This window comes from Halomonas sp. 3F2F, from assembly GCF_014897805.1.
Lineage (GTDB): Bacteria > Pseudomonadota > Gammaproteobacteria > Pseudomonadales > Halomonadaceae > Vreelandella.
Map to the genome: position 1 here is coordinate 50,535 of NZ_JABUZE010000175.1, position 25,367 is coordinate 75,901.

Genomic DNA, 25,367 nt, shown 5'->3' on the forward strand with positions numbered 1-25,367 from the left:
CATGCGCAACTCAGGAGGCATCATGTTTCGTCAGTTAACCCCACTGCAGCCTGCCCAGCACGCGCAGCTGCGTTTTAACCCCCGCCAGCCGTTTGATTTTGCCCGCGAGCAAATGCTGATTCCGCTGGTGGCTGCTGAAGCTAGCCGGGTAGCCCGGGAAATGCCCATTGTCTTCCCCCTTAACGGTGGTTTGCCTCAGGCGCTCGTCGGTGTTAACCAAGATGAAAACCTGCACGTTAAAAAAGGCACCGGCCATTGGATCGGGCGTTATATGCCCGCCCATATTCGCCGCTACCCCTTTATGTTGGCTAAAATGCCAGAACAGCAAGCCAGCGGTGGCGAGCAGCAGTATATTATTCAGTTTGATGCGGAGGCATCTCACTTTGAACGCCCTGATGGTTTGGCACTGTTTGATGAGCAAGGCCAAGCGACGGAGACTCTGCTGAAGATCCAGAAAGTCCTGACGAACCTTGAGCGTGAAAATCATCGCACGCTTGCATTAGTGGCTGAGATTGAAACGGCAGGTCTGCTGGCAGAGCGCCAGATTCACGTAGGGGAAGAGGGCAAAGGCGGCAAACGCCTGGCCGGTATTCGCTTAGTAGATGAAAAAGCCCTCGCCGAGCTGAATGCAGAAACGCTCGCCAACCTGCGCACCAGCGGCGCATTGGCGTTAGTATATGCACATATCGTGTCACTAAATAATCTGCGTGATGGCCTGTTGGCCCAAATGACACGAACCTCCGACACTCCGGAGCCGCCTATGTCGCTGGATGAACTCTTTAATGAAGGCGATGACGACTTCTCCTTCGATTTCGACAGTTAAGCTTTCTGCACCCGTTACTTACTCAATACACAAGGAGCCAGACCATGGCTGATAAACCACGAACCCTTACCATTGACGGCACCGAGTACAATATTGCCGACCTTTCCGAAAACGCCCGCAACCAGGTATTAAACCTGCGGGCTACCGATGAGCAAATCCAACGCTTGAACCAGCAGCTGGCCATCGCACAAACCGCGCGTACCGCTTATGCCCCAATGCGCTCAAGGCGGAATTGCCAGAGCAAACGACGCATTAAGCACGTGGCTTATGCCAACTGCTTGTCAAAAAAGGATGCCGTGGGCATCCTTTCTTATGGCTTATCAAAAACAGCTGAATGCCTGGTAAGATATGTTCGATAAATAATACTTAGAAACGCCTTCAGGCCGCTGTGGCTAGCGAATGATAAAAAGGAAATATCATGCAACGCGTCATCTTTGGTACGCCGGGTAATGAGCAGCTCTCACTGAACAACACAGGCAATCTATTTGGTTTTTCGGGCGACGACACCTTAGTTGCTAGTAGCGGCGTCTCAGATTTTTACCTAGCTTTTATGGTTGGGGGTGAAGGCAACGACCATTATATCGTCAACAGCTTAGCTGCGGTGATCGTGGATACCGGTGGAAATGATAAATTGACCTTGTCGGGGGCTCTTCACCAGTACATAAGTGCCTACGTCAACGGTCAGGATCTTACCCTGATTAATACGACGACGGGCCAAGAGGTGTTCATCGTAGATGCGAAAAGCCGCGGACGTATTGATACGTTTGAGTTTGCTTCTGGCGAAGTGTTGAGTAGCGCGGAAATGGAGCAGCGGGTATACAGTCATGGGTACGGTGATATTTCCTATGCAGAGTACAATCCCAACTTATCTGCTCAGCATTTCCTTGAAGTCAAAGAGATCAATAAAGCCTGGGCCGATCTGGATTGGGGCAGCGTATGGCAAGCGGTGACCCAGCAGGGGGAAGTAACCAATCAGGGCGTGGCATCCGCCGTGAATGATGCATTAACGTCGATGCTTTCACCTAGCGCCCTGCAGCAGTGGCAAGCCCAAGGTGGCCCACAACAGCTAGCGGCTAGTCAGTTTGAAGGCGTTGAACAAAACTTGCCAGCAACGCCCGCTCCCAGTCCCATACTGCCCCGTGAAGTGATTGAAAACATCGCGCTCATTTACGAAGCCGCACTCAACCGCCAGCCCGATGAAGCGGGTCTGAATTATTGGATTGATGTGGCTATGCAAGGCCAAAGCACCATTGATATTTCCGGATTCTTTATCCAATCTGATGAGTTTTTGACGAACTTCGGCGCGCCTAGCAATAACGACTTCATTGATCGCATGTACCTGAACGTACTAGACCGCAATGCCGATGCCGCTGGTAAAACCTATTGGCTTGACCAAATGGCCACCGGGCTAACGCAAGCCGAGGTGCTGAACTATTTCGCCGTTTCCCAGGAAAATATCGACAATGCCGCGTGGTTATCAGGGTTAGCAGAGACCGATAGCGGCTGGGTGATTTAACGAGGTCTCACTCTGTCAGGCCCCCTAGAAGGGGCCTATATACTTTATTCTTCAAAAAGCGCTAATACGGCATAAAAGCGGCGACTGCCGCTACCCTAGCTTGGCCGTGGGGGATTCCTCAGTCCATGGTGTCCATGTCGAGGCTTTAGAGCGCCCCAGCGACTGTTGGGAGTCATTGATGGCGTGTGCCATCATCAGTAGGCGGCAGTGCATAGGGTCATCAGATGCTCCAATGCGTGTTTGTAGATGATCTATGTCAATGCGATATACGCACCAACACTGGCCAGCATGTGTGATGGTGTCCGGTAGCAAGACACGCAGTTGGTGAAGTTGCCAGACCAGCTGCTGTGTGACTAAGGTTTCTTGTTGTGCTTCGCGTAAGCCACTGAGTGTGCTTTGTAAATAATCACTGGCTTGGCCATCGGGTTCGAAAAGCCGGTGACCCGTCATATCTCCCCAATGCGGCGCATAAGGGTCGCCCCATAACACGCTGCCTAGTTGACCACAGCCATCGGCATCAAGCCCGACCACATGCTGCGTGAGCGAGAACGGATAGTGTTTCCAAAGCCGAGGCGTATGATCACCAAACGGGTTACCTTGCCCCGGTTGGAGAAGGGCGAGTGGTAGCGTCTCTGGGCCAGTAGGCAGCACGATGGGAATGCCCTGGTTGGCGAGCGGGGTAATGTCTGCCAACACTAGGCTTACACACGCCTGCTGCGCAGCGAATAAGCGGTTATCACGCGGAGTAATGCGCTGTGCGTAGAAGGCGTCGCGGGTAATGATCATCAAATGCTCCGTGCCCCAGGTGTGGGCAGTTGAGGGGGTTAGGAAGAAACCGGTAGTTGCCCGCGCCCAAGCCGCGGATAGCCAGCGGGAAACTCAAGATAGGTCAAGCGATCCACCTGGAGCAGGGCGTTAACCATACGCTTGAGTTCTTGAAAACGCGGTTCAAACGAGGCGTGCTGTCGGTCAAGTAATACCGTGGTGCGATTTTCTTTTTGGTTAGGGAGACACAGCCATTTAGGTGAAAACCGTTGACGTGTGACTGGCCCGTCCAACAGATCCACACACGCTCCCTCTCCTTGGGTAATCTGTTCTATCCATAACTGACAAATCTGTTCTTTAAGGTCAGGCGTTATGCTAAACACCTCCGGGTCAAAAAATAAAAAGAAATGAAAAAGATAGGGATAGCTGCTGTTTCCATCACGTTTCCAAATATACCCCTTCAGTCCTTTGAATAAGGGCGAGTGTCGTCTTTTCTGCACAAACTGCTTGAAATGCGCATCTGCTCCGTAAAAGTCCAATGGAGGCTGTTGATGACGACTCGCCATCGGAGTGTAAGTAAGCCCAATGTATAACACCTCTAAAGCGGCATGCTGATGAACCAAACTATCTAAATAGTGCGTGTATGATTTCGTGCTTTTGTAAAGTGCTTTACGAGCTGCCTGCATCTGTCGCTGGTTGTCAGCGTGTTTTGTCACCTCTTGCAGTTCAGAAAAGCAGCATTTGACGTCCTTATAGAGATCGAAGAAGTAGCCGTTCTGAACGTCAAGGTGCTGTGTGTCAGAGGACGTTATGCCGTACTTTTCCAGCAGTGGGCGGAAGATATTCCAGTAGCGTGTCACGCTATGATCAAAGCGCCTTATTTGCCCTTTATCCTGGGTACGATATTCCTCGATCAGAAGAATGTCTTGGATAACCAGGGCCGGTCCAAGAATAGCTGATACGGGTAATACATAAGACGGGTGGTCTGGTGAAAAGGGGGCAGCCTTGGTTGGCAGTTGATCTACCATCGCACCGGCATAACCTTCCCACGTTCGATAACTCAGTATTCTTTTTATTTCGTCATCTGCTTTCAACAGAGGAAGAAGTGCGCCCTGTACATCGACAAGAGTACCTTTCCAGGTAGGGGTGCTTGCTGTCTTCAGAGCAAGCACGGGTCGTAGAAGCCAATACTCCAACAGCGCTAGAGCGTCGGGCGCTATCGCAGGGTTCGGTGATCTAGCCATTGCCGTCATCTTCAAGTCGGGGGTATGATCTGAATGTTAGATGAGTTTTATCATCATCGTCAAGCCCAGCCCATTCCCCACGTCTCTTAAAGGAGTCTTTTATGACCCGTGCTACATTTCCTCTCTCTCAAGAAGGCACCTATTTATCCCATTCGACAGGGATGAACATGCCCATTACGCCTCCGCAAAATGCCAAGCAAGGGAGGCCAGTGAGGCCGTGTAATGCGAATATGCTTCGTCAATTGATTCGCGATCATTACCAGTTAGTTATGGATATGAATGGGGTGTATTACCTGATGCCGTTTGCTTTGGGCGGTTCGCTCTTGATGGAGCCAGAGTTGATAGGATCTGAGCTCAAGCGTTGGGCGGCTGACTTTCTCAACCGTGATGTATCCAATACACAAATTAGCAATGCGCTGGATATTCTGCGTAGTGAGCCTGCTGAACGTAGGCACGTCGCCCATGGTCGTACATGGTTGGGTGAGCAAGGTGAGCGATACATTGATTTAGACGGTCATTATTCTGTCTGGGAGCGGGGGCAAGAAAGCCGATTCTATACGTCAACACTTCAGCCTCATTGGAGGCCCGCCAACTGTTGTCCATATTCCACCGAGGGTGTTCAAGGCGCTCACGCGTTTGACGTTAGGAACATTCAGTATATTGAAAAACATTTACCGCTACCGTTAAATCGGGAGTGGTTAATCTACGCCTATATGGTGCTAGCACTGATGCCTGAACGTCAGATGCTGGCATTAGAAATCACCGGTGTGTCTCATCAAGGTAAAACACGGTGGTTAAAGGCCCTCAAACAATGGCTTGATCCATGCATCAGCGATGATGTGAACCATCAGCCGCCAAGTAAAGTGAGCGATTTGGATGCCTTGGCATGGCATCACCATGTGTTGGTATTGAATGGCGTGGAGAAGCCGCTTTCGACGGCTGTTCAGCGACGCTTGCTGGGTTTTCTGAACGGTACGACCCTTGCTTGGAAGAAAAAAGGGTCTTCTTCTCACCTTCGTACAAAGCGTATGTCCCTCATCAGTGCTGATGAACCCGTCGTTACCGATCCAGCGCTGGTGGAGCGTACACTCAGTATTGAGTTGCCTTTGCGGTCACCACCTGCTAGTAAATCTGCACCGTCTGACATCGACCCCAATATAGGACGATTGCTCATCCCCAATGATCTATCGATGGTACAAGCGGCGTTATTTGGATTGCTTGGCCAAGCACATGCCCACATAGATACCACCTTCCTAGATCGTCATGTTCCTGATGGGTGGCAAGACTTCTGCAAAGTAGGGATGATTGTTTCCCGGGCGGTGGCCGGGACGGATGAGGCCTTCTGGGCACAATACGAAGACTATCGCAACGAGCGTGCCCGAGAGTTGATAGAACAAGACCCTGTGGCAATGGCGGTGGAACGCTTTTTTGATGAATCGGGGCAGCGAGAGGCAGTGGAGTACCCGGCGGGGGAATGGTTAACGCTCTTATCACCCTATCGAGAGCAGGACGTGGCGAAACGTGATTGGCCTGCCAATGCCCGAGCGATGGGGGCGGCCCTTAAACGAGCTGCGCCGCTGCTTAATGCGCAAGGGTATCGGTGTTTAGACAATGGCAAGCGTGGAAGCACTTACCGCTGGGAAATCGCCCCCATCAGCATTGCCCGTCGACACGTCTAACGCGTCTTACTTACGACATCACGACATCGTGATCCACGGTTTCTCCATATTGGCCCTGAAAAAGGGCCTTTTTTGTGGTTTTTAATCAATCAATGTCGTCATGTGTAAGTACCCCCGCAGCAGGGTGACGGCGGCACCCGAAGGGCAGCGCCGCCCCTGTTCCCACTCCTGATACGTCCGCACGCTAATCCCTAATTGCTGGGCCAGCGCGGCCTGAGTTAGTCCTTGATGCTGTCGGCATGCCTGCACGTCTGCCATCAATTGGACATGCGTCATGCTAGTGAGCGGTAGGTGTGTGACCGGGTAGATGGGTTGCGTTTTTGTCGAAAATGAAGCCATTGCTTACTCCATAAGAAGGCGATGGGCCGTTCCGTCATGGACGGCCCCATACCATGGCGTACATCGTTCCCTGTCGATGCCACTTATCTTCACCCAGGCGCTATCCATGACTGTATAAGATGGCTCGATGACCTTGGCCGTAAGCCTTGCTGAAGAGCTTGCACAGGTAGCTACCGCGTAAAAATAGGGCAGGCAGTGCCGCGTAGTCGTTGTTGGCTTCCAGGTAGTAATGGCTGAGTAAAGGGGCATGCCACACTTCTTGCTCTGTTGGATGGCCCCTGGACAGCTGAACACAAGGTTTGGCGATCTCCGTCGGAATCCCCAAGGCACTAGCCCACGCTTCCGAGAGCATGTTGAACAGGTTGCGGCCTTCGTAATCCACGGTGCCTGGCGTGTGGTAGGCATGCAGATTAAAAAACAGCAGCAGGTGGAAGTGGGGTGCGCCGTCTTGGCTTTGTTCTCGGGCAATCACATAGCGAATGCGGCAGTGATGTGGGCTTCCTCGACGTTGGCGATCATAATTTACCTTTGCTTGGAAGGAGGCCATACAGCGTTTGATCGGGGCGTTGGAGTGGCCATCGTGGGGCAAGGTCACGCCGTGGGGGAGGGTGAGATCAAAGCGGCAGGCCATCACCCGTTTACTCTCGCTAATGGCGTTCCACGTTACGCGGTAAAGGATATCTAAATACTCTTTTGCTAAAGGCCCCCGGTGGGTGAGTACCGGTAACTCGGTGCCAGGCGCGGGCCAATACGTCGAGGAGGTGATCGGCGTTAGATTGCGGTTAATACACGGCGTCGCGGTCATACATCATCTCATGGAAGTAAGTGAGTCAAAGGAGCGCCTTTTCACTACGCTGAAAACGGCAAGGTCTGGTGACCGTGTCTAGGTCAGTACACGGGTCATGTAGATACGGCACGGCGTGTAAACCTACGACGGTGGTGAAGTGACGCTAACGGGTAGGTATCAACCCAGGAATGAAGGTAAGGACTGATTCAGATGATGGACTGATTAAGCGGTGTTGGTTGAGCACTGTGTTGGCGTTAGTGATCGTCGTTTGTTTCATTACGATCATAAGCCTAATGGGAGTGTTGAGAGCGATTGATGACGTTTTATAGGTGAGGGCTTTAGTGACTGATCAGTCGTTAAATGTTGGTCGTGTTTCAGGATTGATCCTTTGGGAAGGATGATAACAGTTGGTATATTGAGTAAGTAATACTAACGTATCCTAAAGCTGTGTTATTGAATACGGCACTGCAGACCCTCTTAGTTGAATAAAAGCCGCTTGTTTATCATTAAAACGACTCTTGGTAGTTACTCTGACGTTAAATGCACATCCCCCATGTGATAGCGCGGGAAAATCCCGCGTTGTGTTGTCCATAAGATACTCCGGCAGCGACGTAACATGCTCTTTGTGAAGCGGCATGCGATTGAACCAAAACTCAGCCCCACACTACTCCTGTGAAGCCAAGACACTGGGTCTTGGTCTGACCCTTCAGCAGGAGAGGCGTATGTCCATTCCTTGTCCTCGCTGCGCATCGACGCAGCTCATCCCCCGCCAACGTGGTCGCCAAATCGGTGCCGCTACCGGCATTCTCTCGGGTGGTTCTACGGGGGCGCTAGGGGCATTAAGCGGTGCTAAAACCGGTGCGACGTTAGGTTTTGTCGCAGGGCCAGTGGGTGCTTCGATCGGTACGTTCGCAGGCGCACTGCTGGGTGCGCTTGCAGGGGGCACGGCAGGCGGTGTTGCGGGTGCCAGGCTCGGTGAAGAGCTCGATAGTAAAGTGCTCGACAACGTCGAGTGTTTGGCCTGTGGCTACTCCTTTCGACCCCCTTCTCAATAAATCGTCAATCCATTTCCCTTCGTTGATCACAAGCACTGGTTGCCCGCCAACAGGCTAGGGCGGCGATGCCGTGTCTACCGTTTAGGAGTATCTATCATGAGTCACACCCTCCACTCTCAAGCAACCGCCGTTGACGCTGTTCTCTCCCACGGACAAGTCGATGCGCTTCCTTCGCGTGAGATGTCTGCTTTCGTCGAGCGTGAAAGCCACTTGAAGCGCCCTACACCGCCGCCCCGGCGTTACCGCGAACAGGCACGGCGCTTGGTCGATACCCGCGCCCTGGATCGCAAGGCATGGCTTTCGATTCGTCAGAGCGGCATTGGCAGCAGTGACGCGGCGGCGGCCGTAGGGCTGCATCCGTATAAATCGCCGTTGGAACTCTGGATGGATAAGACCGGGCGCCAATTCGATGACAAGGAACCCAGTCGGGGCGAGATCCTCACCAGCCCTTTGCACTGGGGGCAGGTGCTGGAACCCATCGTGGCGGAGCACTACGGACGACATACCGGCCATCGGGTACAACGCGTCAATGCCATTTTGCAACACGTCGAGCATCCCTGGATGTTGGCCAACCTGGATCGTGAAGTGGTGGGCAATGATGAGGTGCAGATTCTGGAGTGTAAAACCGCCGGAATCTACGGCGCCAAGCTATGGAAAGACGGCGTGCCTGAGTACGTGCAGCTACAAGTGATGCACCAGTTAGCCGTCACCGGCCAACAGGCCGCTGATGTCGCCGTATTGCTCGGTGGCCATGAGCTACAGATCCATCGTATCGAACGCGACGAGGCGATGATCGCGCAGCTGATCACGTTGGAGCGGCAGTTCTGGGACTATGTGGAGAACGACACGCCACCGCCAGCGGATGGGTCGGACTCGGCGGATCAGGCGCTGCGGGCGCTATTTCCCCAGGACGATGGCGAGACGGTTGATTTGTGCCAAGACGCGAGCCTTAGCCAAGCCTTTGCCGATCTACAGCGGGTACGACACACCCTGGACAATGCCAAGAAGGAAGAAGCCAAACTCAAGCACCGTCTGCAGCAGGCGATGGGCACCGCCACGTTGGCGATCTTTCCCAGTGGCGTGCTGAGCTGGAAGCAGACCAAACCTGTCAATCGGCTGGATACTAAAACGCTCCAAAAGGAACACCCGGCCCTGTGCGCCGCCTACCTTCACGCGCATCCCGGAACCCGGCGGTTGGTGGTGCGCTAATAGCGCTCATGTCGTCACACAGCGCCGCTGTACGCGGTTGCCGTATCAAATTAAACCTACGTTACCTCAACCAAGCACACGCCTCAGCGCGGCTCTCCGGCCGCCTGGGGCGTTTTGCGTTATGGGGTAGCCAACCATGCATCACTGATGTGCTGATGTAGTAAGGAGATCCTTATGCTTAAAGGCTTAGCCATTACCCCGCCCATCCTGGGGCGGATCACTATCGGCAAACTGGTCGAGAACAACGGCAAGCGTCTGCCACAGAAAGACGACCAATTCACTATCACGTCCCAACTCCAGACCAAGGAGGGCTGGATACGCCACCCGCTCGATGAACAGCTACGCAGCGCTCAGGAGGGCAAGCTCCGAACGATTCCCATCCGGCTGCTGTTCAGTGACCCCGACCTCAACCTGCGTGCTGAATACGCGCTGTTCGACCGGCAAACGGCCAGGCCACTGTGCGTAGGCGATGGCGAGCAGTGTAAACGGCGTACCCAGGACGGCATGGTCACGCTCGACTGTCCTTCCCCTGACGGTTGTCCTTTAGCCCAGGGCGGCGCTTGCAAGCCCTACGGGCGGCTTAACGTGTTGATTGGCGATGACGACCCACTGGGCAGTTTTATCTTCCGTACCACCGGCTTCAACTCGATACGCACCTTGGCCGCACGGCTCGCCTACTTCAAAGCGATTTCGGGTAACCGGCTGGCGTGTATGCCGTTGGAGCTACGGCTACGCGGCAAATCCACCCGCCAGAGCCGGGGCACGGCGATCTTCTACGTGGATATCACCCTGCGCGAGGGCTGGACGCTGGAAGAGACCCTGGCCGAGGCGCAGCGCCTGAATGAGTTCCACCAAGCCACCGGGTTTGATCAGAAAGCGTTGGATAAGGCCGCTAAGGCCGGATTTGCCAACGGGGCCTTTGAAGACAGTGCCGAGGAATCCATCGACGTGGTCGAGGAGTTCTACCCCGAGGCACCGCAAACGCCAGTGGGCAAGCAGGAACCCAATGCCCCGGTGACGCTGGCCGACAAACTGCAGGCCAAAAGCCAGCAGGGCCAGCCTGAGCCACCAGAACCGGAAAGTCCCGACCAGGCAGCACCACCGCCTGCCGACCATCCCCCACAAACCCCACCACGCGAAGCCAAGCGCGCCTAAGTGTGGATCTCAAACGTTAGCAACTCACCCCCTCTCTCGATTTAACACCACCACCGCTCAACGTTGCCCGCTGCCTGTTTGGCGCGGGCCGTTATGCCGTGGTTAACCGATAAACTGATAAGGAAACACACCATGCGTATTCTCACTCACGACCAACTCCACCGTACTGCCCCCGCCATCTTTGCTAGCCAACCCGATGAAGCGGTGTCGGATCGCTACGGCTTCGTGCCGACGATTAACGTGGTCGATGCCCTGCAGGCCGAGGGCTGGTACCCGGTTCGCGCCCAACAAACCAACGTGCGTCAAGCCGAGCGCCGTGACGTGGCGCGGCACATGATCCGCTTCCGGCAAGACCCTGACCGTCAACTCGCCGTCGGTGACAGCATTACCGAACTGGTACTCACCAATAGCCACGACCGCAGTGCCGCCTTTCAGCTCGATTTAGGGCTGTTTCGGTTGATCTGTCTTAACGGCATGGTCACGCCAGTAGGCGACGTGGGCGGTATCCGCGTGCGTCACGGTAAGCAGATCGTTGATGAGATATTAGAAGGCTCTATTCAACTCAGCCATCAAGTGCCCCGCATTGCGGAAGGGGTAGAGGCGTTTCAATCCACCTTAATCAGCCGAGGCGAAGCCCAGCTGTTTGCCGAGTCGGCTCTGTCGCTGCGTTACGGTGACGACTGGCAAGCGGCTAGCCCCATCCAACCCACCGATGTACTCGAAGCTCGACGCAGCGAAGACGCCAACGGCTCGCTGTGGAGTGTTTTTAACCGCACCCAAGAAAACCTCTTCAAAGGCGGCTTACGTGGCCGTTCCCCCACTGGGCGGGCCACTCGCACCCGACCGATCAACAGCGTCGCTGAGGACGTGCGTTTAAACCGCGCCTTATGGAAGCTCACCGAGCGATTCGCTGAGCTGAAAGGAGCAAGCCTCCCGTCCTACACCCACCACTGATAAGGAGATCCCGTATGACCTGCCAGATACCGCAACTCATTGCCGGGGAGACCCCCGGCACCTACCGTCTGACCAGCGACGTTACTGACGCTCAGCTATTACACCTGGCCAAGATGATCGCCCACAAGCGGCTTCGCAAGGGCAATAAGCTAGGGTGTCCTGATGAAGTTCACCGCTGCCTGCAAACCCTATTGCTCGACTACCCCTACGAAGTGTTTGGCACACTGCTATTAGATACCCAGCACCGACTGATCGCCTTCGATGAGCTGTTTCGGGGCACCATCGACTCCGCCAGCGTCTATCCCCGCGAAGTGATCAAGCACGCCATCGAGCACAACGCAGCGGCGGTGATACTGGTTCACAACCACCCCAGCGGTGATCCCGAACCCAGCGATGCCGATAGACGCATTACCCAGCGGCTCAAAGACGCCCTGGGATTGGTGGATATTCGGGTATTGGACCATGTCGTGGTGGGCCACGAAGGCTATGTCTCGTTCGCTGAACGGGGGTGGCTGTAAGGTCACCTTCACACTGAACTCTCTTTACTCTCCTGCCTCACGCTTGCCCTGACCGGCAGCGTGGGGCGGGGGCTTTTCTGGTGGGGCTCTTTTTTTCTTTAAGCATCAGGTCAATAGCGTGAGCGGAAGGGCGTTTGAGCGTGGGAATGAGCGTTGGGCGTCGCGTGCTGTGGTAAAATGAAAACATTGAGACAAGGAGTCAGCATGGCGGATACCACCCACAAGCAACATGATACGGGCTATAAAGAGTTATTCAGCTACCCGGAGTTCGTGCAACAGCTCATTGAAGGCTTCGCTCCAGCCGAAATGGCCGAGTTGATGGACTTCTCGACGCTCAAGAACCACAGCGGTAACTACATCACGCCGCTGTTCGAGGAGAAGTTCGAAGACGTGGTCTGGTCAGTGGAGGTCACTTGGCAGGGCGTCACCCAGCAGGTGTTCCTCTACATTCTGCTGGAGTTTCAATCCTCGGTGGATCGCACCATGCCGATCCGGCTGATGCACTATGTGGCCTGTTTTTACGACCACTTGCTCAAGAATGGAACGACCACACCGCACAAGGGCTTACCGCCGATCCTGCCTATCGTGCTCTATAATGGTTCTGAGAACTGGACGGCCCGGCGTGATATCTACGACATGGTGCGCCCGGAACCGCCCGCGTTTCTGCAGGTCTACCAGCCACATCTGCGCTATTACTTGGTCGATGAAGGGCGCTACACTGATGAGGAATTGTGCTTACGCCAGACACCACTCAGTGGCGTGTTCAGTATCGAAAAGGCGTCTACAAATAGGAAAGGGCTGCAGCAAGCCGTGGATCGGATTGTGGCAATTATCCAGGCTGATCCCAACAAAGAACGTATCGACAAGATTATTACCCGCTGGTTGAAGCGTCACCTGCAGCGGCTTGGGGCTGAGGTCAACCTGGATCAGCTCAACAGTTTGGTGGAGGATAAAGACATGTTGGCAGAGAATTTAGAGAATTGGGCGCAGCAAGAGCGTCGTGAAGAGCGTGAGAAGGTTCTGCAGGAAACCGAGCAGCGCTTAAGGGAAGCTGAAAAGCGTGCTTTGGAAGAAAAGCTTGAAACTGTTCGCCATTTACTGGCGTTCGGTGTGCTCAGTGATGAGCAGATTGCCGAAGCCACAGGATTAGCGGTTGATGAGATTGCCAAGCTGCGGATCGAAGATAAGCACTGATCCCACCTTTCAACAGTTTGGTGGAGGACAAAGATATGTTGGCAGAGAATTTAGAGAATTGGGCACAGCAAGAGCGCCGAGCAGAACGGCAAAAGGTTCTGCAGGAAACCGAGCAGCGCTTAAGGGAAGCTGAACAACGTGCCCTAGAAAGCAAGCGCAACGCGGCCCGTAAGCTGATCGCCCGTACCGAAATGGATGACCAAGCGATCGCGGAGATCGCCGATCTATCGGTAGAGGAAGTTGATAAACTGCGTGCCGAGACCCAGCACTGATCCTGCATTAATTCCAGTAACCCCCGCCACACGTACAAAAAAGGGCAGCCACCGAATGGGGCTGCCCTTGCTGTATCTGCCTGTTTTATTTTTCACGTCTTAGCCGCTGTCGACCCCTTTCCCCTCAATACCGCCTCACCGGTATGGGGCGTCTCAGGCGCATCCGTGGGTTGCCACGGCACGCTACTGGCAGCGTCAATCAATGAGGCCTGCGTCAGGTGTGCATAACGCTGTGTGGTGGTGATATCCCGATGCCCCAATAACCGCTGCACCTCATACAGCGAACGTCCCGCATTGACCATAAAGCTGGCGAAGCTGTGGCGTAAATCGTGCATTCTTAATCCTGGCAGCCCTGCACGGCAGCGAACCTCATGCCAACGTTTGAAAATCGATACATAAGGCTTCTGTGTCTCAGGGTTACCAAACGGATAATCGCCGCTGACGCGTCCCGCTTCGTTCAGTGCCTTCAATACAAACAGTGCCTGCGGTGATAAATACACATGCCGCGTTTTCCCACTTTTGTTAATCGGAATGGTCCAGATCTGACGACGCAAATCAATATCCTCCCAGCGTGCGTTCAATACCTCCCCCCGCCTTGCCCCAGTAAACAGCAAGAACATCACAATCCACTTGAGCATGGGTGGTTTGGCTGTTTCAAGGACATCAATAAGCCGCTGGGTTTCTTCCGGTGACAAAAAACGCTCTCGGGCGTTGTTCTCGACGTACAGTTCAATAACAGCGGTAGGGTTCTCCTTGACTCCCGGTGTTTTCCACCGCAGCGCACAGTTAAAGATAAACCGCAGCAGAATGATCAATTTGTTGGAGGAACTGGGCTTGTGGGTTTCCCGGTGACGGCGAACCACTTTCATAATGCGCGCAGGCGTCACTTCATCAAGATAAAGATCCCCTAATGGCTCCAAAACGTGTGCTTTGAGTTGGCCCCAATCGTTTTTCCAGCTTTTTTTATAGCTGCGAGCATAGGGTAAATACTCATGCTCAATAAAGTGCCGCAGGGTCGGCACGTCCTTGCGCGCCTCACGTTCGGCATAAGGGTCACGCCCCAAAGCAATTTCCGCCAAGTGTGACTTTGCTAGGGCACGAATATCTGCCAATGGCACTATCTCGGCATTGGCCAATTTCTTCTCCACCTGATGGCCCCGATCTGCACGATAGCGCAGATAATAGCTTCGTTTACCCGATGCTAAGACTTTTAACACCAATCCCGTGACTTTGGTGTCGTAGTAGTCGATTTTGGCTTTGCCACGTGGAGATGACTTGGTACTCTCCACGAACTGTTGTGTCAGATTTTTCTTTGGCATAGCTTTTCAGTCCCTTTAAAACGCATTAATGCTACTATTGATAGCATAAAAGAGTCTTTTAGCCAATATTTTGGAGATTAATTCAATGAATCAAGAAGCGATGCGGTTTGCGCTTGCCATGCGCATAGGGCGCGCCGCCCTGGGGATGAGCCAGCAAGAATTTGCCAATGCGTTGGGTGTGGCGAAGTCTACGGTGGCACGAAACGAAACCCTCGATATGAGCATGCGCGCTGACACATTGGCTGCTATGTCACGGTTATTTAAAGAGTATGGGATTGAAATAGACCTGTTGGGGGCTGCCGATAGCTTAGACATAAAGGTCAACCTTTCAGCCATAAGTCGGTTGACAGAAGAGAAAAATAACGCTGGCACAGACAAGAAATGAGGGTTAAATATAGAAAAGCGCGTTTCTACCAAATGAACGCAAAACCGCATCACTCAGTGTTTCGTATGTGATCCATTGATAGCATAAGTGAATCAAAAATAAGAAATGTGGTAGAAAAGCGTGATTGGGGAGGGTTTTTAAGGTGATTAGTTAAATTAAATCAGTTAGTTAGTGGAATGTGACGCTATAAGTCTGACTCAGCAAGCCGACAACCTGGAAGGTGCCGACGGTTCAGACACTACTTTCGAAGCTCCGGTTACCCAGAACGAAACAGGTTCTGGCGCACTGGCCAACACCTTTGAAACTGGCGACCGTTTAGACGGCGGCGCTGATAGTACTAACGTACTGCGCGCTGACCTGATCGCCTCTGGCTCTGTTTCTGATAACTGGGCTCCAGCGATCTCTGCTGAAACTACTAATATTCAGGAAGTTTATCTGCGCGCCCAAGCTGGTCGCGCAGATGCTGGCGCTGACAACACTACTTTCGGCGCTACTGTAGACGCTGAGAAGATGGCAGGTGTTGAACAGTGGTGGACCGATGGTAGCCGTGCTGATATTCGTATTGAAGACGTCCGTTCGCGTCCGGTAGATACCATCCTGGGCATGCGCGAAACTGACCCCGAAGTAGGCTTCGAAGTTTACTTTAATCCGCTGTTCATGGAAGGCGGTCAGACTAGCCAGTCACAGCTGGTTATTCAAATTGCTGAGCTGGACGGTGGCAACGTCAACTCAGAAGCTGAACTGAAAAACATCAGCGTTAGCGCGCTGTCTTTCGAGCTGGCAGGCGAATCTGTAACGCTGGCTAGTGATGAAATGGCTGCTGCTAACACCTGGGCTGAACTTGAAACAGCACTGGTAGCAGAATTGGAAGCTGCAGGTCTGGGCGACCTGGAAGTCACTCGCGGTGACAACGGCCAGTTCCTGTTGTTTGATGCTGAAGGCCGTGCCTTCTCAAACCAGGGCGGCTTTACTGCTACTGCGACTACTGATCAGCAGATCGATATTCGTAACCGCATTACCCAAGAAGTTGAGACCCAGGAAGAGAAGACAGAAACGACGCTGGTTCTTGACGGTGCTGGTAATGGTTCACGTGGCGGTGACGTCAACATTGCGGCCATGTCAGGCGACCGCGGTATTGAAGTGATTAACGTTGCTGTTGACCGTGATAGCCACATCCGCTCTCTCCGTTCAGAAAACAACCCAAATGATACGGGATCTTTCTCTACTGAGCAGCAGTTGGAAGAAGTCTATCTGACGCATCTTGCTGACGGTGCCAAAGGTGATTTCCAGCTAGGTAGCCGTACAGTAAGCGATGACGGTGTGTCTGGTACTATTTGATGACCGTCTGAACACTAACGGTCTTTTGGACGTTCGCGTTTTTGATGCAACAGGCTACTCTTCCAGCATTAAGCTCGGTGCATCTCTGACTGCTGGCGTTTTTGACAAGTACCTAGCTGGCGCAGAAGAGACCGTTCAATTCAGCTACCTGCTGGGTGACGGTGGTAACAACTTCAGTCTTGATGTTGATAACACTGTTGCAGCCGACGGCGACTTCGCTCTGGAAATCGTTGGTGGTGCCGAAGACGACCGTGTCAACCTGTCTGGCTTGGCAGTAAAAGACTCTACCTCTGTCAACGGTGACGAGGGTGTCAATACAGTCGAGATCAACACCACGACAGGTGCAACAGCTGACGACTTTGGTAACTATGCAACAGGCAATGCCGTTGATTTTTCAGCTGAAGACACTGCCTTTGCTGGTTTTGAAAACGTTGACCGTCTGGTTATTGCTGGCGACAACGATACCCGTCAGAACATCGTTACCGGCAACATGACCGCTATCGATGGCAAGAAAGTTGTGATTGCAACAGACTTGGCTTCTGATTTAGCTGGCAATCCTATTGCAGGAACTGGTGTCGACACCGATATCGTTCGAGCGCGCATCGATACCGAGCTGACTGTATCTGGCAAGAACCAGACGCTGGGTTCAGGCAACAACAACAACGATCAATTCGTTGGCGTTGTAGACGTGATCAACACTCGTCCGGTTCCGACCCAGAATAACTTGGAAGTGCTGCTCGACAACACTGCCCGTCTGGATGGTGAACTGGCCGTTGAAGCTTTTAACGTCAGCATCGAAGGCGCTGGCACCAGCGCGGTTCGTGAACTGGATCTGACCTCTGGCGGTCGTCGCAGCTCTGAAAACCTGGTTCAAAGCGCTGCTTTGGCCGGTGTTGGCAAAGTTGACCTGGACGGTACCCAGAACCTTGATCTGCACATTGCAAGCATGGCGTCTGGTGCTTCTGTAGTTGACGGCTCTGACCTGGGCGGCGACCTGGAACTGGCAATCAACGGAGGTCTGCTGACTGGCGCAACTGACGTGCTGACCGGTACGGCGGCTGAAACTGACACTCTGGCTGTATACGGCGGTGGTGCTCAGGCAACAGTTACGGCTTTCGAAACCATTCAATTGGGTCTGGCTGCTAACAACCAGTTCAACGGAGCGGTCACCGGCTTCTCTGGCGAATTCAACGCTGCTGCGGTATCCGGCGTTGAGCAGTACAACGTCGCAGCTTTAAGTGGTGCTGCTGAACTGATCAACCTGTCTGGTTCTGAGGTTGTTAACGTTGCGGCGAATAACGCTAATCAAAATCTGACGTTGATCGCTGCTGACCGTGCAAACGGCAACGAAATCACCGTTAACTTCGCTGGTGATTACTCAAGCGATCTGTCGGTTCAAGACTACCGTACTGTAACGCTGGATCTGGCTGCAGATACTAATTACGTCTTCAATCTGGATCTGAACACTGTAGACGGCACCAACGCAGGTACTACTTACGCCCGCACACTTGAAATTGTTGGTGGCGGTGTAGATGCGAATGGTGATGTTACCACTACGCTGAATATTGGCGATCTTGACACTGCTCTGAGCACTGTTGACCTGTCAGGCTTCGAAGGTAACCTGCTTAATGCACAGTGGGACGGAACTACTGGCACCAACGGTACGGTTGTAGCTAACGAGTATAACTTTAGCTTCAATGTTGGCGGTAACGGTACTTCTTCTGAGTTCATCTCTAGCTTTGACTTCAATGCCGACGCTAGTGAAGCAGGTATTGTTTGGCAGATCGATAACTTCCAAGTGTTTGGTCAGGGTGGTGTTGATTTGACTAACCAGTCAATCATCGATCTTCGTGATCTGGGTGTTGATAGTGCAGCAGACATCGTTGTTCAAGATGCTAATGACTTCTTCACCGCACTGAATGGCGCTGCACAGCAAGATTACTTCGACCAGGGATACACGGCCGCTGACTTTGCTGCTGGCGACACCGTTGTAACCTCAAGCGAAGGTCTGGATTTCACCATTCTGTTGAACGGCGTTACCTCTACTGACCTCGTAAACGAAAACTTTGCAGGTATCGCGTAAGCTGCCTTTGGCAACTTATTGACTGCACTGTGGTCGTAGTAAGGCCACCCTTCGGGGTGGCCTTTTTGTTTGGTGGCTGGTTTAATGCCGCCGAGAGCAAATAGTACTACTCAAGGAGATACCATGTTTCGCCAGTTGACCCCACTACAGCCCCGCGAACACCAGCAGTTGCGCTTTAATCCTCGCCAGCCTTACGACTTTGCAAAGGGGCAAATGCTGATTCCGTTAGTCGCGGCGGAAGCATCACGTTCCGCACGTGAAATGCCTATCGTTTTTCCGCAAAGCGGCGGTTTGCCCCAGGCGCTGGTCGGCGTTAACCACGGCCAAAATATGCATGTGAAAGAGGATACAGGCCACTGGATTGGCCGCTATATACCTGCCCATATTCGCCGCTACCCTTTTATGCTGGCAGCTGTTCCGGGGGCAGAGGGCTCAGGCAGCGAGCGGCAGTATATTATTCAGTTTGATGCCGAGGCGAGCCACTTGGAGCGCCCTGATGGCCTGGCGCTTTTTGATGACCAAGGGCAGGCCACAGAGACGCTTCAGCAAATTCAGAAGGTGCTTACCAATCTAGAGCGGGAAAATCACCGCACCCTAGGCCTGGTGGCTGAGCTAGAAGCGGTAGGCCTGCTGGCCGAGCGGCAAATCCTTGTGGGCGAGGAAGGCAAGGGTGGAAAGCGTCTAACCGGTATCCGTTTGGTGGATGAAAAAGCATTGGCTGCACTCGATGCCGATACGTTGGCTAAGTTGCGCACCAGTGGCGCCCTGGCACTGGTGTACGCACACCAGATGTCGCTCAACAACCTCAAAGATGGCCTGCTAGCGCAAATGACCCGCACACCAGATGTGGCTGATCCACCCATGTCGTTAGATGAACTCTTCAACGAAGGCGATGACGACTTTGCCTTCGATTTCGATAGTTAATTCTTACAATCTGGGAGTTATCCATTGCCGGTAAGTTACAAACCTTGACCAACTGCGAAACCTCGTACAGCACCTGCGAGTTCTTTGAAGCTGTTCAGTATCAAGTGATGAGCATCTGGGTAATGGATGAACAAACTCAGTGCCTAAAGTAGCTAGCCCTATAGCTCGCCTCGTTGGTCTTGATAGCCATATCTTTCCTTACTCGGCGTGGCTTGCATAAAAACGACTTTCAATGATGGTACGCGGGTCTCAGGTTCTGGGGCGTTGGTGGGTCGCAATGGTTTGAAATCAACCCAGCAATATCGGTCGTCTGCATGGTATGCGTCAAGCAATGAGTTTTTGGATGATAAGGCAGGGCCAACGCTAGAGAGATGCTAATCGACTCCCTTTATGGACGGTGTTTAGCGCGGACCCTAGATGCTGAGGGAGCAGCTTATTGGCGTGCCGGAAGATATCGATACATACCTATTTGGCTAGAAATACTTCGATTGAATGTATTCTATTGAGCGACGTCAAAGGTATGGAATGAATATTTTTACCAGGCTGGTTGAATTAAGTACAATGCCGCGTTGGTTTTAGGCGACGAGATTGGGAAGTGATGGCGAAATTACCGAAAAGCATTGTTATTGAAGGACGTCGTTACCCTACGTGGGCATTAAGCGCTAAATCGCGTAAACAGCTGATAAACCTAGACTGTGTAGATGCGCATATCGCAGAGCTTCATCAACGGCTAGCGCATCATTATGTTGCTCGTGAGCATTATCAATTACTGCTGGCGAGTGCGTTGCCAAAACCCCATCGGCAGCCTTCAGTATCCGAAACCACCAGAAGTTTTTGGCAAAGTGTTTCAAAAGAATGGGCTCAAAAGCACTGGCCCACTAGAACGGCTACGTTAAGCTTGATCACCTTTGAATCGACTGGCCATTATCGGCAAGGAGATAGAGTGTTATGTTATGTAAAAGGTCATGGGGTGGTGGGTTGGGGAGTGGTTGAAATAGATATCCACTCAACCAAAAGGCATTTGGCCTGGCGAGTAAGCGTACCGACTCTGGATAAAGCGCTGCCTGCTAAAGCACTAAAAGAGTTTTCGCTACGCCACCCGAGTCGTTCATCGCAGTTGCTGCCAGCAGCAGCTGATATTGAAGGGCTATTGTCAGCGCTTGCAGCAAAAGCCGCATAATCGAAGGTTCATGAGATGCGTACGCTTTCGATATTCACGTGCACAGCTGTAATAATTCATCTCTAATTTTATGATTACCCATTAAGGAGCTATGTATGGCGAAGGATAAAGCACAAACAGTAACTATCGACGGTAGTGAATACAATGTGTCAGATCTGTCTGAAAATGCACGCAACCAGCTACTCAACCTGCGCGTGACTGATCAAGAGATTCAGCGTTTGAACCAGCAATTGGCTATCGCGCAAACGGCTCGCGCAGCCTATGCGCGTATATTAAAAGATGAGCTTCCGGAGCCACAAAAGACGCATTAAAGATAATTAGTGGTCAGGCAGTGATATCTTGTCTAGAGCCAGTCAGCTAACGCTGACTGGCTTTTTGTTTGCCCGGCGAAGCCAGCAAACCCGGTTACCTGAAAGAAAGTGACGTCACCCCGGCTGAGGGGACGGCAGTCCGGCTGGCAAGGGCGTCACTGCCCAACGGTGGGGGCTCCGGCCGGAAAGAAGCCATAGGAGGTTAACGGTACACAACGCAAGGTGAGTCTGTGGAGGGTAGGCCTTTATACAGTGCTACGGTCGGAGAAGGGCCGCGTAAGTTAATGATAGTGACGCAACAGTATGGTGATGAACTAACCGGGACAGAAGCCGCTATGCATTTGCTAGAGTGGTTGAGTGGTGACAGCGAAGCTGCTCAAGCGTTACGTGAGCAAGTGACGTTAGCCGTGATGCCAAGAGTCAATCCTGACGGTTTTGAGCGCTGGGAGGATCTCGTTGCCGGTGAATTAGACCCTGAAACAACCATTGATCCGCGTCGTAACGCTGAAGATATTGATCTCAACCGTACATGGGATTCCAGTGAAGTTATTGATGCATCATTGATCCCAGAAGCTACTGCGGTTCAGCAGACGTTGGAAACATTTCAGCCTGAACTAATGCTTGATTACCATAACCAGAATAGTTATATGAACGAATCAGGCGTGCTCGAAACGATATCGATTTTGTGGCCAACCAACGATGACGTTGCCCCTGCTATTACTGCAACAGCACAGCAGGCAGCAGTGGCGATATCTCAAGGTCTTGAAGATTTTGATTATGGCTATTTGTCGCTTTTTCCAGGTGGTGATATGCCTCAGATAGCTCGAAACGGAATTGGTATTGATGGCATTCTTACACTGCTTATTGAGCAACGTGGCCTGGAAGAGTTGAGCCTAAAAGCGCTTGAAGGCTTAGAGCTTGATTTTGATGCGGTCTCAAGCGCGGTAGTGCTTGAAGGTGTGCTGAGCATGCTTAGCGTTATAGAGGCGATGGGGCAAAGCGGCTTCGATGGCATTGATCCCAATTTAGCAACACTGATACCTGATCGTGGCGAGAGGGTCGCGTTTGACGAAATTTATGCAGAAGAGATCGAATGGGCAGGCGAGAGCGAAGATTCTCATCAAGAAGAGGCAGTCGCGGGACTGGAAACGCCTATGGAAACTTCGCCCATAATTGGTACCTCTGAGTCTCTTTCCCAGGAGTTGCTCGTGGCTTAAGGCCCGCTTTGAAGACCATTCGGAATGAATGACTTGTAGAGGGTATTCTGCTGCAATGGCATCCGGGAAGCCTTTGAGGCAGTCCACACCGGCGATTAGGATGTCCTCTAAGACTTCGCAGCTCGGTGAGTCGCGATAGCCAGAACTTCGCGCCTTAGGAATCGGCCAGCGACACACCTAACAGCTCCTTCTGGCCTTTCATGTTGATGGCCAGAGCCAGGTAGAGGAGTTTGTTAATCACTTTCTTGTCCTGACGAATTTTCAGAACGATGCAGTCCAGATCAGCAATGGAGCAGATTGGATCAACAGGTCGGTTTTGTCACTCGTAAACCTGATCGATTACACACTCGGCCACTTTGGAAACCAGCGTTGCCGAGATGCTCGGGTTGTACATCTCTTTTAAGATGCCCACGATATCTCGTCTGATCAATTCCTTAGCATACAATGCCAGGATTTGTTCATCCGCAAGGGGTAGTCTGAACTGCCCCTTGCGGATGAACTGAGGCTCGAAAGAGTCGTCCCGGCCACGGGGTGACTCAATCGGTACGTCGCCATGCTGGCCTGTTAGTCGTTTGGCAGAGAGGCCATTACTGCTGTTGCTGGTGCCTCGACCTGCCGGAGCATGTTTCTCATAACCGAGGTGTTCATACGATTCGGCATTGAGCGCGGTTTCAACAGTGAGTTTTCGAGTTGCTGGGTGAGGGCTCCGAGGTCTTTCTCGGACTTGATGTCTTTGGCCAGTTTTGCGGACGGCGCTTTGAGTTTTTATTGGTCCACTTGTATATCCGCGATGATATCTTTTTGAAAAATTACTCAGTCACGGGCAGTTACACAATGTGGTAAATAGGCTCTCAGGGTGGTTATGCTACTATTTGTGGTTTCCATATAATCGCTGGGTCGCCTACCTTTATGTTTAGTCATCTTTTTTTTCCTTCTGAATCACTAAGAAGTGTTACTGGGGTTGCAGTGTTTCTAATGGGAGCCTTGGCTCTCATTGTTCCGTCTGGTTACTCCATTGGCCCTCTGTTGTTATTACTTGTCAGCATTTCCCTGTTGTTTTTGCAATCGCCTTATTCACTCACCTCGAAAGACTACGGAATAATCCTGACCTTAGTGGTCTACGGAGTTGTCGTGGGGGGGCTTTCCATCATAGATCTAGGCGCTAAAGGCTTTGATCGCCCATTACGCTTTTTACTAGCTATTCCGGTATTGCTACTCATTTTACGCTTTCCGCCACGCCAAGCATGGTTATGGAGTGGGTTGTCGCTGGGGGCAATAGGGGCAGGTAGCTGGGCGTTATGGCAACGGTTTGGCAATGGAATAGAGCGTGTTGGCGGCTATTTACATCCCATCCAGTTTGGCAATCTAAGCATGTTAATGGGCGTGTTGTGTCTAGCAGGTTTGGGCTGGGCGGTACTTCAGCGTCAGCGCGTAATTTGGGTAGTTTTACTGTTGCTAGGGGCTTTGCTGGGAATGCTGGGTTCGCTGATGTCAGGTAGCCGTGGTGGTTGGGTGGGTCTGCCTGTCATTGGCTATGTTCTTTATCGTGGTTTTGGCCGTCAGTTGCCGTTGGCGCTAAAAGTGAGTGTGGCTGGGCTGGTTGTGACACTGGCTACGTTGGTATTTGTACTGCCTCAGACGGGGGTTCAGCAGCGCGTTAATTCGGCGATTAGCGATATCAGCCTCTATGTTTCAGGCGAGGAGAGCAATACCTCTCTTGGGCTACGTTTTGAAATGTGGCGTGGGGCATCGCAATTAATTATTCAGCGTCCGCTGCTAGGCTGGGGAGAGTCGGGGTATGAAGCGGCGATGCTTAATTTGGGGCAGCAACACAGTATCTCTCCAGTGGCGGCTCAATTTGGCCATGCGCACAATGAATTTATCGATGCGCTGGCTAAGAGAGGGGTAGTGGGGTTGGCTGTGCTTGTAATGCTCTACATGGTGCCGCTTAAAATGTTTGCCTCTGGAGTGGTGCACGAGAACCTGCAAATACGAACATTAGCGGTGGCGGGCACGCTGCTTCCGGTTGCGTTCATTGACTTTGGGCTATCCCAAACCTTTTTAGCCCATAATAGCGGCGCTATGTTTTATGCGTTTTGGTTAGCTGTTATATGGGGATGTTACAGTGCTTACAGTAGAGCATTTCAAGGCTAGAAAAATGCTATAAAGCTGAATCGTCTAAACGTCGGTTTATTACCAGCTGTGGCTGGATATAGGCCGACGTTTATTAACTTATGAGTCGTTTTTATGCGGCGAAGTTGTGGATTGCTCTACGGTTTCAGAAGCGACAATTGCAACTTCTTTCTGCTCCCTTGTCCATTTGCCCGCTTTTTTATCAATATACTGGAAGTGCTCGTTAGTAAAATTGCCTTGGTTGCAGGCGTGACGGTATGACACTGTGGGGACGGTGCGTTGATCTAATAGCTGAATGAATACGCCAGGACCAGTGAGCTCAAACACGTTGGTGAGAGTGTTCTCTTCAATGTTTTGCTGCACTTGATCAATCAATCTGCGTAGGTTGGGGTTACCTGGTTTGCTGGCGATGAAGTAATTGCTCAGCTCACCTTTACGGGTCGTGACGTAGAGTTCGTCAATATCACCAGGGACAACACGGGAAAGCGGCCAGATGGCATGTGCGTCAATATCAAGGTAAACGCCGCCGTATTTGTAAAGCACCATGAGGCGCCAAAAATCAGCCTGCGCCGCACCAATTTGTAACTTTGAATAGCTGGTGAACAGGGCGTCGTCGAAATTTTCTTTAATGAAGTCACTCCGCGCGTCGGTAATCATGAAACGATATTCGAAACGAGGGGCCATGAGACGATTAAACAAGTAATTCAAGTAAACCGGAAGGGTCACTCTATTAGTGAAGTTGGTCTGCCAAATAATACGAGGAATAGTCGACTTGTTTTTAGGTTTCAGCCAGGGCGCGGCATAGGCTGGCAGCGTGAAGCGCTTGTTCGGCAGCACGGCATGAAAAATATAGCTAAGCAGCTTGGTAATGTTTGCGCATAGCTTTATCAAGCGACTAGTGGCCACGATAAGTGGTTTGCTTGTGCGGGTGGGCATGTTTATCCTTTTCATTCGTATCGCGGCAAGC

Annotated in this window: 25 protein-coding genes and 1 pseudogene; 19 read left to right on the forward strand and 7 right to left on the reverse strand. The window is 52.2% G+C overall.

Annotated elements, in window-relative coordinates; genetic code table 11:
- Positions 1–22 precede the first annotated feature (22 nt).
- The 3 genes from INT21_RS17600 to INT21_RS17610 are packed head-to-tail and all read left to right on the forward strand — an operon-like array spanning position 23 to position 2,339.
- Complete coding sequence (locus INT21_RS17600; RefSeq protein WP_193085546.1) at positions 23–823, forward strand: SapC family protein; 801 nt, start codon at positions 23–25, stop codon at positions 821–823.
- 44 nt (positions 824–867) lie between these two features.
- Entirely contained in the window at positions 868–1,182 is a 315-nt protein-coding gene (locus INT21_RS17605; RefSeq protein WP_226930689.1) for a DUF6447 family protein, read from the forward strand.
- A 59-nt stretch (positions 1,183–1,241) separates the two neighbouring features.
- Positions 1,242–2,339, forward strand: a complete 1,098-nt coding sequence (locus INT21_RS17610) for a DUF4214 domain-containing protein (protein WP_193085547.1) — start codon at positions 1,242–1,244, stop codon at positions 2,337–2,339.
- Between the two features lie 90 nt (positions 2,340–2,429).
- On the opposite strand, the gene INT21_RS17615 is transcribed toward INT21_RS17610, so the two are convergent.
- Together INT21_RS17615 and INT21_RS17620 are read right to left on the reverse strand one after the other, a co-directional pair.
- A complete protein-coding gene (locus INT21_RS17615) occupies positions 2,430–3,125 on the reverse strand; it encodes a SapC family protein (RefSeq protein WP_193085548.1) in 696 nt (231 codons plus the stop codon).
- Between the two features lie 38 nt (positions 3,126–3,163).
- Complete coding sequence (locus INT21_RS17620; protein WP_193060310.1) at positions 3,164–4,348, reverse strand: hypothetical protein; 1,185 nt, start codon at positions 4,346–4,348, stop codon at positions 3,164–3,166.
- Between the two features lie 101 nt (positions 4,349–4,449).
- On the opposite strand from INT21_RS17620, the gene INT21_RS17625 reads away from it, so the two are divergent.
- Positions 4,450–6,027 (forward strand): hypothetical protein, encoded by a 1,578-nt coding sequence (locus INT21_RS17625; protein WP_193085549.1) that lies wholly within the window; start codon positions 4,450–4,452, stop codon positions 6,025–6,027.
- Positions 6,028–6,108: 81 nt separating this feature from the next.
- Here the strand turns inward: INT21_RS17625 and INT21_RS17630 are convergent, their stop codons facing one another.
- Together INT21_RS17630 and INT21_RS17635 are read right to left on the reverse strand one after the other, a co-directional pair.
- Positions 6,109–6,366, reverse strand: a complete 258-nt coding sequence (locus INT21_RS17630; RefSeq protein ID WP_193085550.1) for a helix-turn-helix domain-containing protein — start codon at positions 6,364–6,366, stop codon at positions 6,109–6,111.
- A gap of 100 nt (positions 6,367–6,466) precedes the next feature.
- Entirely contained in the window at positions 6,467–7,171 is a 705-nt protein-coding gene (locus tag INT21_RS17635; RefSeq protein WP_193060308.1) for a YagK/YfjJ domain-containing protein, read from the reverse strand.
- 704 nt (positions 7,172–7,875) lie between these two features.
- Here INT21_RS17635 and INT21_RS17640 point away from each other — a divergent pair.
- The 7 genes from INT21_RS17640 (at position 7,876) to INT21_RS17670 (ending at position 13,510) form a co-directional block, all read left to right on the forward strand.
- A complete protein-coding gene (locus tag INT21_RS17640) occupies positions 7,876–8,208 on the forward strand; it encodes a hypothetical protein (RefSeq protein WP_193059452.1) in 333 nt (110 codons plus the stop codon).
- Between the two features lie 96 nt (positions 8,209–8,304).
- Positions 8,305–9,417 (forward strand): YqaJ viral recombinase family nuclease, encoded by a 1,113-nt coding sequence (locus tag INT21_RS17645; protein WP_226912572.1) that lies wholly within the window; start codon positions 8,305–8,307, stop codon positions 9,415–9,417.
- A gap of 174 nt (positions 9,418–9,591) precedes the next feature.
- Positions 9,592–10,572 (forward strand): recombination directionality factor, encoded by a 981-nt coding sequence (locus tag INT21_RS17650; RefSeq protein ID WP_226912573.1) that lies wholly within the window; start codon positions 9,592–9,594, stop codon positions 10,570–10,572.
- 132 nt (positions 10,573–10,704) lie between these two features.
- Positions 10,705–11,526 carry a DUF932 domain-containing protein gene (locus INT21_RS17655; protein WP_193059451.1) on the forward strand — a complete coding sequence of 274 codons (822 nt, stop codon included), beginning with the start codon at positions 10,705–10,707 and terminating at the stop codon, positions 11,524–11,526.
- A 14-nt stretch (positions 11,527–11,540) separates the two neighbouring features.
- A complete protein-coding gene (radC, locus tag INT21_RS17660) occupies positions 11,541–12,044 on the forward strand; it encodes a RadC family protein (RefSeq protein ID WP_193059450.1) in 504 nt (167 codons plus the stop codon).
- 204 nt (positions 12,045–12,248) lie between these two features.
- Entirely contained in the window at positions 12,249–13,238 is a 990-nt protein-coding gene (locus INT21_RS17665) for an Rpn family recombination-promoting nuclease/putative transposase (protein WP_193059449.1), read from the forward strand.
- A gap of 35 nt (positions 13,239–13,273) precedes the next feature.
- Complete coding sequence (locus INT21_RS17670; protein ID WP_193085551.1) at positions 13,274–13,510, forward strand: hypothetical protein; 237 nt, start codon at positions 13,274–13,276, stop codon at positions 13,508–13,510.
- A gap of 92 nt (positions 13,511–13,602) precedes the next feature.
- Here the strand turns inward: INT21_RS17670 and INT21_RS17675 are convergent, their stop codons facing one another.
- Positions 13,603–14,829 (reverse strand): tyrosine-type recombinase/integrase, encoded by a 1,227-nt coding sequence (locus INT21_RS17675; RefSeq protein ID WP_193085552.1) that lies wholly within the window; start codon positions 14,827–14,829, stop codon positions 13,603–13,605.
- 85 nt (positions 14,830–14,914) lie between these two features.
- Between INT21_RS17675 and INT21_RS17680 the strand changes: the two genes are divergently transcribed.
- The 7 genes from INT21_RS17680 to INT21_RS17710 all read left to right on the forward strand — a co-directional run bounded on the left by INT21_RS17680 (position 14,915) and on the right by INT21_RS17710 (position 22,267).
- The gene (locus INT21_RS17680) at positions 14,915–15,214 is read left to right on the forward strand and encodes a helix-turn-helix domain-containing protein (RefSeq protein ID WP_193059446.1); all 300 of its coding nucleotides are present in this window, start codon (positions 14,915–14,917) and stop codon (positions 15,212–15,214) included.
- A gap of 171 nt (positions 15,215–15,385) precedes the next feature.
- On the forward strand, positions 15,386–16,552 hold the full coding sequence (locus INT21_RS17685) for a hypothetical protein (protein WP_193085553.1): 1,167 nt from the start codon (positions 15,386–15,388) through the stop codon (positions 16,550–16,552).
- Positions 16,533–18,635 (forward strand): hypothetical protein, encoded by a 2,103-nt coding sequence (locus INT21_RS17690; RefSeq protein ID WP_226930690.1) that lies wholly within the window; start codon positions 16,533–16,535, stop codon positions 18,633–18,635. The genes INT21_RS17685 and INT21_RS17690 overlap by 20 nt, the downstream gene beginning before the upstream one ends.
- Before the next feature lie 123 nt (positions 18,636–18,758).
- Positions 18,759–19,559 carry a SapC family protein gene (locus INT21_RS17695; protein WP_193059444.1) on the forward strand — a complete coding sequence of 267 codons (801 nt, stop codon included), beginning with the start codon at positions 18,759–18,761 and terminating at the stop codon, positions 19,557–19,559.
- A 598-nt stretch (positions 19,560–20,157) separates the two neighbouring features.
- Positions 20,158–20,739: a hypothetical protein gene (locus tag INT21_RS17700; protein ID WP_193059443.1), complete on the forward strand. Its 582-nt coding sequence runs from the start codon at positions 20,158–20,160 to the stop codon at positions 20,737–20,739.
- Positions 20,740–20,834: 95 nt separating this feature from the next.
- Positions 20,835–21,050 carry a DUF6447 family protein gene (locus INT21_RS17705; RefSeq protein ID WP_193059442.1) on the forward strand — a complete coding sequence of 72 codons (216 nt, stop codon included), beginning with the start codon at positions 20,835–20,837 and terminating at the stop codon, positions 21,048–21,050.
- A 230-nt stretch (positions 21,051–21,280) separates the two neighbouring features.
- A complete protein-coding gene (locus INT21_RS17710) occupies positions 21,281–22,267 on the forward strand; it encodes a M14 family zinc carboxypeptidase (protein ID WP_442311588.1) in 987 nt (328 codons plus the stop codon).
- On the opposite strand, the pseudogene INT21_RS17715 reads toward INT21_RS17710, so the two are convergent.
- Positions 22,262–23,008, reverse strand: a pseudogene (locus INT21_RS17715) (IS256 family transposase); the annotation flags it as partial. The gene INT21_RS17710 and the pseudogene INT21_RS17715 overlap by 6 nt on opposite strands.
- A 234-nt stretch (positions 23,009–23,242) precedes the next feature.
- On the opposite strand from INT21_RS17715, the gene INT21_RS17720 reads away from it, so the two are divergent.
- The gene (locus INT21_RS17720; protein ID WP_226912304.1) at positions 23,243–24,421 is read left to right on the forward strand and encodes an O-antigen ligase family protein; all 1,179 of its coding nucleotides are present in this window, start codon (positions 23,243–23,245) and stop codon (positions 24,419–24,421) included.
- A gap of 78 nt (positions 24,422–24,499) precedes the next feature.
- On the opposite strand, the gene INT21_RS17725 is transcribed toward INT21_RS17720, so the two are convergent.
- Positions 24,500–25,336, reverse strand: coding sequence for a glycosyltransferase family 32 protein (locus INT21_RS17725; protein ID WP_193059369.1), 837 nt, complete (start codon positions 25,334–25,336; stop codon positions 24,500–24,502).
- Positions 25,337–25,367 lie beyond the last annotated feature (31 nt).